This window comes from Bacteroides sp. 2201st1_D9_2201SCRN_220225, from assembly GCF_040928965.1.
GTDB lineage: Bacteria > Bacteroidota > Bacteroidia > Bacteroidales > Bacteroidaceae > Bacteroides > Bacteroides stercoris.
Genome location: NZ_JBCODG010000109.1, coordinates 1 through 9,365, shown reverse-complemented (window position 1 = coordinate 9,365; position 9,365 = coordinate 1). Strand labels below are relative to the sequence as shown.

General features: G+C 40.8%; 7 protein-coding genes. 1 reads left to right on the top strand and 6 read right to left on the bottom strand.

What is annotated here, in order from left to right:
- Nucleotides 1-1,678: 1,678 nt before the first annotated feature.
- The 6 genes from AB5903_RS21025 to AB5903_RS21000 all read right to left on the bottom strand — a co-directional run bounded on the left by AB5903_RS21025 (nt 1,679) and on the right by AB5903_RS21000 (nt 7,985).
- Nucleotides 1,679-1,948 carry a Txe/YoeB family addiction module toxin gene (locus tag AB5903_RS21025; protein WP_272709977.1) on the bottom strand — a complete coding sequence of 90 codons (270 nt, stop codon included), beginning with the start codon at nt 1,946-1,948 and terminating at the stop codon, nt 1,679-1,681.
- Nucleotides 1,939-2,199 (bottom strand): type II toxin-antitoxin system Phd/YefM family antitoxin, encoded by a 261-nt coding sequence (locus tag AB5903_RS21020; RefSeq protein ID WP_272198092.1) that lies wholly within the window; start codon nt 2,197-2,199, stop codon nt 1,939-1,941. Before AB5903_RS21020 ends, AB5903_RS21025 begins: the two co-directional genes overlap by 10 nt.
- 355 nt (nt 2,200-2,554) lie before the next feature.
- Nucleotides 2,555-4,465, bottom strand: coding sequence for a hypothetical protein (locus tag AB5903_RS21015; protein WP_272709976.1), 1,911 nt, complete (start codon nt 4,463-4,465; stop codon nt 2,555-2,557).
- Nucleotides 4,466-5,551: 1,086 nt separating this feature from the next.
- Entirely contained in the window at nt 5,552-6,223 is a 672-nt protein-coding gene (locus tag AB5903_RS21010; RefSeq protein ID WP_272709975.1) for a hypothetical protein, read from the bottom strand.
- A 27-nt stretch (nt 6,224-6,250) separates the two neighbouring features.
- The gene (locus AB5903_RS21005; protein WP_272709974.1) at nt 6,251-7,150 is read right to left on the bottom strand and encodes a BT4734/BF3469 family protein; all 900 of its coding nucleotides are present in this window, start codon (nt 7,148-7,150) and stop codon (nt 6,251-6,253) included.
- A gap of 16 nt (nt 7,151-7,166) precedes the next feature.
- Nucleotides 7,167-7,985 carry a hypothetical protein gene (locus AB5903_RS21000; RefSeq protein WP_272709973.1) on the bottom strand — a complete coding sequence of 273 codons (819 nt, stop codon included), beginning with the start codon at nt 7,983-7,985 and terminating at the stop codon, nt 7,167-7,169.
- A gap of 808 nt (nt 7,986-8,793) precedes the next feature.
- Between AB5903_RS21000 and AB5903_RS20995 the strand changes: the two genes are divergently transcribed.
- On the top strand, nt 8,794-9,365 hold a 572-nt coding region (locus tag AB5903_RS20995), incomplete at its 3' end, for a tyrosine-type recombinase/integrase (protein ID WP_368118229.1).

Genomic DNA, 9,365 nt, shown 5'->3' with positions numbered 1-9,365 from the left:
TAATAACAAAGCCCCAGCTTGTGAAAGTCGGGGCTTTGTACGTAAAATAATGAAGGTGTGCATTTTGACACACCTTCATTTTATGAGCATATTTACATAAACTAAGGGGGTGTAGAATGTACTGTCAAGAGGTGTAAAGTATACTGAAATGGGGTGTAAAATGTACTAAAATAGAGGTGTAAAATCAAATATAAAACAGTAAAATCAAGTATAAAGCCACATGTTGAAGTATGTAAAAAAACTGGACTCCTGTATATAACATGAATGCGATAAAATAGGCAATCTGTTTGTGTACCGCTGTAAATTCACACCAAGGTTAATTGAGCAAAATATATTACAACTGATATAAAATAAACTGTACAACGGTCTGTCTTTTTCCGGTTCATTCGTCGAGGCTATAAATATTCGGTCAGGAGAGGTCAATGTTGCCGCAGTGATCAATATAAACCCGAAAGTAACAACACCGCAACAAAAAGTCGTTATATTCTTGTCGTCTGAGTGATAACAATGCGTATGTCTCTCAGCTTTTCACCCCTATACCTGTCTAACATTTTACAAGGCCGGGAGATATGAACGGGCAAGAAATCAAAGTGCCTGGGCGTATCGGGAGAAGAGTTGTATATTACCTCCCGTTTATTATTCAGGCACTCTTTACTGTTACCCGTATTCATTCTTCATCATTCCCAGATTTAAGACTTTTTACCGTCTTAGTCTTTATAGCTGTGAACCGATGATAAAATATGGGAATATTATACTTCAAGGGATTCAGTCTATTTGCATAATTAAAGTTCACACTTCCCATTCTTGTGTAATTAGCTATGAATCAAGAGACAAATATATAAATTAGTTCACACCTATTTCTCATGTTACTTCACACCTTGGTTTTACCCACTGAATGACAGATATTATCCAGTATAAGGAGAAAGAAACTGATACTATCCTTCGCTGTCTTTCTCGTATCTGAGTAACAATATTGCCAGGTCCTACACACCATATTGCCAACTGAAACCAGCTGTCACCAACCAAAGTAAACTACAGGCAACAAGATATCTGTTACCGGTTGCTCTTTATTGTATGTCTGATGTTACTATAACCAACTATAATCATCCGGCTTATCCATCACATACACATCGGGCAAAAAACTGAAGTGCCTTGGTTTATCGGGAGAGCAAATATATATCATAATTTCCCGGATATATAGGCACTGAACCGAATTGCCCTTAACGATAAAGATACCCAAACCGTCACTTCTGAATCCGATTGCCCGAAACTCCACATGGCTGGTATTACAACTGGTTACTATGATGACGGATTATAATGGAGACCGGCATAATACATCTTGCAACATTTCTGATTACCATAATTGGTATCAGACAGGTTAACGGAACGCAATTAATTTTTTTAACTGGAAACCATACTCTCTTTAAGGTATATTCCTCATTTTAAGAAAAAAAGTTGCATAAAACATTACATATCTTTTTTTCTTCGTCAGTTGTAGGCTTACGCCGCTTGAGTGAGTATTATTATTAATTATAGTAACAGTATGGTACAATGGGCTTCCAGTTAACTCTCGCATACCATTATTCATGTGATATACGGACAATGAAGCCCTATTGTTCAAGCACCGATAATAGAGTTTTGTTTCTCTTATCCGTTGTAGACTTGTATATGAATGGAGTCATTTTACGTAGTGGTATCTCATGGAAAGAACATACACAGTCACTATATTATCATGTACAGAGTAGATAATCCTGTGTTCGGCGTTGATGCGGCGGGACCAATATCCTGCCAGCTCATATTTCAAGGGTTCCGGTTTCCCTATTCCGGTGTACGGATGTGCAGCAATATCTTTCAGCAGGGCTGTTATCTTGTTCATTATAACCTTATTCCCTGTCCTTTTCCAATATTCCCTGTCTTTCTCCGCCTGTTCAAGAAACACTATTTCCATAACTCATCGACATTGACGGTTTTCCCTTCACCATTTTTAATTTCCCGCTCTCCTTTACGTATTATGTCCATCATTGCGGGAGATTTCATAATATATTCCGTTTCCTTGATTGAATTGTATTCTTCCAGGGAAATAACCACCACGCTCTCATTGCCTGCACGGTGTACCAATAACGGCTCGCTGTCATTGATTACTCCATCAAGATAAGCCTTCAGATTGTTTCTTAATTCAGAATAGTTTGCTGTTCTCATAATCTTTCACTTTATAGTACAGTACAAATATAGGTACTTATTTCTGTACTTACAAATAAACTGCCATCTTTCTTTATCCAATATGAGGCTTGTGATACAAAAAGATGACCGACATCAGTCTTCTGAAAATCAAATGATTTTGCAGTCAGACATAGAACTGGACAATTCCGATTTCCTTGAAACAGTCGGATTGTTTTCTAAAGACAATCGTAAATACCTATATGGGGAGAATTCCATTTTTGCAGATAATCTCATCCCACTTTTAACCAATTGCCATCGAACCGGCATATATGGCAATTAATGAAAAAAAAGCAGTACTGTCCATTATTATATGAACGTACTGCCATGTCATTGTTTATATATTCAGAATCTCGATAAAGAATACTCGTTTACCTTCTTCATTCAATTTCTGCCTTTCACGAACAGGAAGGTATTGTGCCAGTTCCGTTGCCTTGGCTGTTTTCCCGACAAGTCCCAAGTTGTCGTATATCTTCTGTAACTTGACCTTTACCTCCTGTTTGGAATAGAGCATACCGGGAACGAACTCCTGTCTGCAAACCTCACTTATCGGAGCCTGTGCACAAAGAACATTATAGGCATCCTCAACATCAGCCTCACGAAAACCAAGACTTGACAGGGTATCATAACCAAGAGTTCCATACCACCCGTGAAATCTGAAATCAATGAACGGATTTTGCAAGAGTAGTGAATCGTATTGCGGATATCGGTTTCTGAAATTCGCATATCCTGCAAGCCTGTCCTTGTCGGGTGCATTATAATACCACTGCTCGAACTGCTTCACCTCTGCCGGCTTCTTCCGCATCCCAACCGCAGACTGAATGCTTGTCAACAGTTGGCAGGAATTGTTATAATAGTAACTTCTCTGGTACCACCTGTTCCACATTGCCGCCATTACCAGATGATTGTAACTTATCGTCGTTTGCCCGTTCTCCTGTATGAGGTCAACATAATCATCCGTAAACTTCTTCTCCGATGCCTTGTCTCTATAAAGTTGTACCAATAAAGTCTTGACTTCCTCCGGGGCATTGTTGAAAGTGTCAAGAATCCTATACGTATTCCGCTCCATCGTCTTCTGCTTCTGCTCAAACTCCGCTTCCGTCATGGTGGAAGGGTAGGTCTTGTAATATATCGTGGCATCATGACGGAAAGGATTTGTATCAAGCCTCTGTCTGCCGAGGATTTGGGGTATATCCAACATGATGTCAAGGGTCTGCCACTCCTTCCCTGCATTGATGAAGATATAGGTGCTTGCATTGTCCGAGTAGAAATCCACACCTTCAAAAGATGACTTCGTGCAGAAAGTGAAAGGTTTATTCTTAGGCTTGTTCCTGTCCGTATCCAATCCGCCTATCGTGAATCCTTTAGGCAGTTTTGAGGACTGGCTTTCAGAACACAGGATAGTCACCTCATCCGGCTTCAGATTGTTTTGCCCGATTATTCTTATGATTGACTTGACCTCATTGAGAAATATGCAGGCTTCACGGGAACAGACTATATTTCCGTTCACTATTTTCCTTTCAAAATATCCGTCCCTTCTGTAACGTTGTATCAGTTCCCCACACAGTTTCTCCGCAGTCTCACCATTTCTCATTTGCCTCTCCTTCAATGTCGGCTCCACAATCACATCAGGGTCCCATTCCAGTTTATAGTAGGGAATACTGGCGAATTGAGGTATGTAGTCAAGGTAAATGTCAGGGATAGGTGTAGCGGACAAGTAACAGATACGTTTTACTTCATTGTCAAGCCGGATGAGGAAATTCATGTCCGTACTCCCCTTGAATGTCGCGTCACCCATCAGACACTGGAACTCATCGACCACAAAGAAGCATGAATCCAGCATATTATTTCCTCTAAGGACACCAAGAACCTTGTCCGATGAATCCAGGGTAACCAGTATCTTGGCAGGCCGCATTGGCAAAGGGGTAAAAGGTGTGCTTCCATGATGAGAGTCCAGGTACGAATCAAGATCCCGCATCATTTGGATTATTGCCTGCCCTCTGTTACTACACAATGGGACATGGAAATGGAAACTGTCGGGATATTGTCTGTGCTTCTCTTTCAACACCTGAAGTCGAGGCGAAATTATCACTACCGGAAAGTCTGAGTTTAGAAACAGGGATGTACCACCACAACCGGTTACAGTCTTGTTCAGGATAAACTTTCCATCCAACGGCAATTCTCCATTCAAGAGATTTTCATAATCACTCATGTACCTGCAACCTTTAGGCATACTAATTGATATCATATTATTTATTTTATTATCCATAATTGTTTTATTTTTCTTTATACTCATTTCATATATAAAGGTTTGCAATGTTTTTATATACCCTTTTTACACTTCGATGAGTAAACGGAACGCATCAATATTTTTCCTTATGCAATCTATTTCTTTTAAGTAAAATCTCTCATTTTAAGGAAAAAAGTTGCACTTAATTATTGTATCTCTTTCTTCTTTCGTTTGTTGTAGGCTCACGCCGCCTGAGTGGGTTATTATTATATAGTTGTATAGTATATCATATAACCTGCCTTCGGTTGACTATCGACAGGAACTTAGCGGATACATCATCTTCATTTATGGCTATTGTCCGGAGATTAAAGTGGAAGTGGGAAATATGTATTGCCGGCTAAATCATACACTATCTTCTGTGTATTCGGTAAGAGGGGTGTATACAATTTCTATCCCTATCACCAACTATAACCAACTTTGATATATAAACAGCAAAAAGATATTCAAGGGGCAAAAGAACAAAGTGCCAAAGACTGCCGGGAGATGATATACGGCTTTTCTCCCGGGTTTTACAGGCACTGATCTTTCCTGCCCTTCACTATGCAGAAAAAAAAATAGAAACATCCTGTCTCTATCCGATTGTAACGTTACTCCAAAATACCCGTACAATACCATCAAAGGTTATGAAGGGAGTATTGTGATGATATTGGTAACTTTAGGCTGCATACCATCGGACGAGGTATCATGCAATATTTTTATGTCACTTATTCCGTATTGGGTGAGTCAACAGAATGCATCAATATTTTTCCTTATACAATCTATTTCTTTTAAGTAATATTACTCATTTCAGGAAAAAAAGTTGCATTCCGTCATCATATTTTATTTCTCTTTCGTTTGTTGTAGGCCAACGCCGCCTGAGTGGGTATTATAATAAAATATGCAGTATATGTATAATTAACTTGCCTTCGGTTAACTCATAAGGTAGCATTTTACAATATTTTTTACCTGTATCCTTGACATATGGATTCTTTATCGGCTTTGATGAAATTTTAAAGGAGAGCTTATGCAGCATCTCCTTTATCTTTCCAATCAGTCAGGACATTATCAAATCCAGCACTTGGCATTGGATTTGACTACCACTCTGGTAAATTTCTGAAGTTCGGTTATCAATGCCTGCACTTCATTCCTTGTCGGTTCGGGAAGGGTAATGTCCTGTCGTGAGTTCCTGCCGATATTGACCTGTACAGGGGAACACATCCTGACAAGTTCAACCATTTCGAACAAGTCGAATTGTATCAGAGGTTCACAGGTCACATAGGTTCTCATTCCAAGGTTCGCCAGTTTTTGCATGGCTTTGGCACGTTTACGGGTATTTGGAGCATGCCTTACGATATCCGGATAAAAGACATTGGTTTCTAGGGTCGTACACAAAACCGATTTCCGCATTACCGGATGACCTATGAACTCCAGAAAACGTGAAGGGTCCTTGGACTGGAAAAGATAGTTGTTATCAAACTGGTTACAATAATCCAGGAACCGGGTAATCCAGTCCGAAGGTATATCGAAAGCCCAGGCATCCGTTCCGCTGCCTACGAAAATGAAATTGCCTTCACCCAGGTTTACTTCCAGTTCCTTGGGATCAAACCGTATAGGAAGCAGACCATCGAATTTCTTCATGTAACAATAGGGGCAGTCATGAAAACATATCCCTTTTATCGCATTCCACGTATGGGTAACAAAAGGATACATGTTACCCCGGCTTTTTGTCAGTGCCATAATTGTTTTTTTAAAGGGTTAATTAAATCAGTGTATTGTAAATATCAATGTTCCGAAGTTCTTCTCTTCGGTCTTATAGGCATTGCCCACATGGCTTCTGATTTCCTTTTCATCCATTGTGTCATCTTCCCAACCATCAGTGAAATACTCAGTAGCCAATTCCTCGTCAACACCCCATTTGCACATCCAGCAGGCTAACCTGAAGATGCAGTTTCCCCTGTTGCCTTTTTCCCAATATTCAGGATTATTCCTCTTCCAGTGGGAATTCATGATGCTGATGATGCTTTTGTCCGACACTGTTCTTGTCCCGGATGATTGTGGCATCTGTACCTGTGGCTTTATGGTGGGGACATAAGGGTACGACGGTTCAGGATTTGGATTGACCCATATGTCCGGATCGTAGCTCAGATAATTTCTGCGTGCAAGGTCTTTACAGCCTAAATCATTCCTGTCAGCCACATAGAACTTGTTTAGTAACTGCTCATATAAATCCCCATGTCTGGCCGGATCTGTATTGTCATGCAAAACCAAAGCTTTCAGTCCATTTCCACTGGGTGTAACAAAAACACTCAGGACACATTCGGTTATCATCAGCTTGTTTCGTAACCAGATCATTTCATCCGGTGTTGCTATATGGTCAAAATCCAATGCCGTCACACACGAGTATTCAATCAGCCCCGCACTGCTGAGTTCCCTGAATGTACCGTTATAGGCAACAGCGGGCAGGAGTCTGGCTTTCCATTTCTGCCTATCACCCGGAGCTACACTCCTGATATGCTCTATTGCCTGCTTCAATGTATAGCCATCAAACTCATTGTCATGTAATTGCATGTCTCCCGTACGAATCATCTGTATAATATCACCCAATCCCGGATAAATCAGATTGTACTTTGTCCAATTAATCTTTTCTGTCAATGTTACTTTCATAATAAACTGCTTGATATTACTTCTTTATCCAACGTAGATTATCAGCCGCATTGTTGGACATGTCACCGTCAATATGCTCCACTTCCGTATAGCTCTTCGGATCAGGATTGACCAGGAATGTCTCCGCAACGAGGAGATCGACATAAGCCTTCTCCCCACCGATGATGATGTACTGTCTGCCGTTTGTCTCCTCGAATACCGGTACATTGCCTCCCTTTGCGGATGATGGCATTGCCAGACTAGTACGGGAACCTCTTTTTTCAAGGCTTTTTCTGACATCCGACCATAACCTGTATTTCCTGATGTCTTTCATGCCTCGTGAATACAGACCTTCATACAGGTCACAGAGGAAATCCACACTGTCGTATATCCCCAGTTCATAGGCCTTCTCGAACCATCCTGTCGCTTCCTTGTACATTACGGGAGTTCCATACAACCCTTTGAGGCGTATATGTCCCATTGTGAAAGCCGACAGTCCGTCACCTGAATCCGCAGCCTGCCTGAATAACCCGATGCCTTTCTGTATATCCTGCGGACATCCTTCCCCTTCCAGGTATATATGCCCCAGATTGGCTTTGGCTGTGGGTTCCTTTTCCGCGATACTTTCCAGAAGAGCGATTGCCCTGCTCACATCACGCTTTACAGCTATCCCTTTCAGGTAATATATGGCAACGGCGTTGATTCCATACACGAATCCCTGCATCGCCGAATGGTTATACCACTGGAAAGCCTCATTGACATCCCCCTTATCCTCATAATACAGACCGGTTAAATACTGGGCCTCGGCATCACCTGCCTGGGCCTTTTCCAAAATTTTTCTTGTTTCTTCTTTCATGGTTCTTTCATTTTTGAATTGAACATTTGTTAAAATCACACATCTAAGGATTTCGGGGTTTTGTCAGACGGCAGTTTTTATGTGTGTAAGTTGAAGTGGGGAGAATATGTGGATGATGGCCTAATGAATTTGTCCGGCAGTCGTTTTGATGTAATCAGATTTTTCGGTGAAGTTTATCCGATGAAGATGGGGGGATACTGAAAATGTAAGTACAGGCCGGAGATTTGGAAAGGGATTCGGGATGTTTACAGTTTCTATATTCTTTCCGGTCTGGGTGAACAAGAAATAACCCAAGGAGCAAGAGAACGCTGAAATTGATTGAAGGGGCTATGGTAGGTGTTAATGAGAGATTGATAAGAGAGGTTACTTCGTACCCTCCAAAGTGGAAGAAAGAAAGGATGTTTTTATTTTTTTTCCTCACTTTAGTAGACTGCGAAGCTGGTCTACTCTTCTATATCCTCATTTATTTATCATATCACCCCCTATTTTTTACTTCTCTATATATATTAGAATGTACATTGAAAAATAGGAGGTAACAGTTTTTCATTAGTTATCTTCCAATCAAGAAATGAAGAAGAGCTTCCCATCCCATTACAGACAGAAAGCTCCTTCAGAATAAACATATGAACTGCAAGGTATTTCATTGGCAAAATACAGATAATACACATGACTCTCAAGGACAAACTGATAAAAATATATATCCTGATTTCGTATTATCTTTGTGCCATCGAAATGCTCTCTTTTTATACAATAGAACAACTGTCAACATGCTCTGTCCGGTGATGGATGGGGCATATTTATTTTACACTTGCAAGCCATTGAGCTATCCCTATGGAAACGCGGCATTCCGGTAACGCTATCACTACTTAAAGATGCGATAAAGAAAGACAAGCCGGTCAATGTCACTTCCCCCGTATTTGCCAAAACCTATGTGCAGGAATCCGACCGTAAAAGAAGTACCAAGGAAAACCTTCTGACAACGATAACCGTACTTCAGGAGTTCCGTCCTGGATTTGATTTCAAAGACATTACCTATACTTTTTTAAGGGATTTTGAAGTGCATTTGAAAGAGAAGGGAAATAGTGTCAATACGATAGCCAAACATCTCCGGCAGCTTCGTACCTTGGTGAGTGAAGCCATTAATCAGGGTTATATTCCCTCTGATGCTTATCCTTTCAGGAAATTCAAGATAAAGCAAGAGAAGGGGCGAAAAGAGTTCCTAACCCTGAATGAGTTGAGGAGGCTGGAGAACTTGCTGGTCTCCGACAAAAGGCTTCGCCATGTACTCGATGCTTTCTTGTTTTGTTGCTATACCGGACTGCGCTATTCCGATTTCTGCCAGCTTACACCTGAGAACATTATTCGTGTGAATGGTAAGCG

Excerpts from the sequence above, each read along its gene's own strand:
- AB5903_RS21025 (WP_272709977.1), bottom strand. The coding sequence starts at position 1,948 with ATGGAAATAGTGTTTCTTGAACAGGCGGAGAAAGACAGGGAATATTGG.
- AB5903_RS21020 (WP_272198092.1), bottom strand. The coding sequence starts at position 2,199 with ATGAGAACAGCAAACTATTCTGAATTAAGAAACAATCTGAAGGCTTAT.
- AB5903_RS21015 (WP_272709976.1), bottom strand. The coding sequence starts at position 4,465 with ATGATATCAATTAGTATGCCTAAAGGTTGCAGGTACATGAGTGATTAT.
- AB5903_RS21010 (WP_272709975.1), bottom strand. The coding sequence starts at position 6,223 with ATGGCACTGACAAAAAGCCGGGGTAACATGTATCCTTTTGTTACCCAT.
- AB5903_RS21005 (WP_272709974.1), bottom strand. The coding sequence starts at position 7,150 with ATGAAAGTAACATTGACAGAAAAGATTAATTGGACAAAGTACAATCTG.
- AB5903_RS21000 (WP_272709973.1), bottom strand. The coding sequence starts at position 7,985 with ATGAAAGAAGAAACAAGAAAAATTTTGGAAAAGGCCCAGGCAGGTGAT.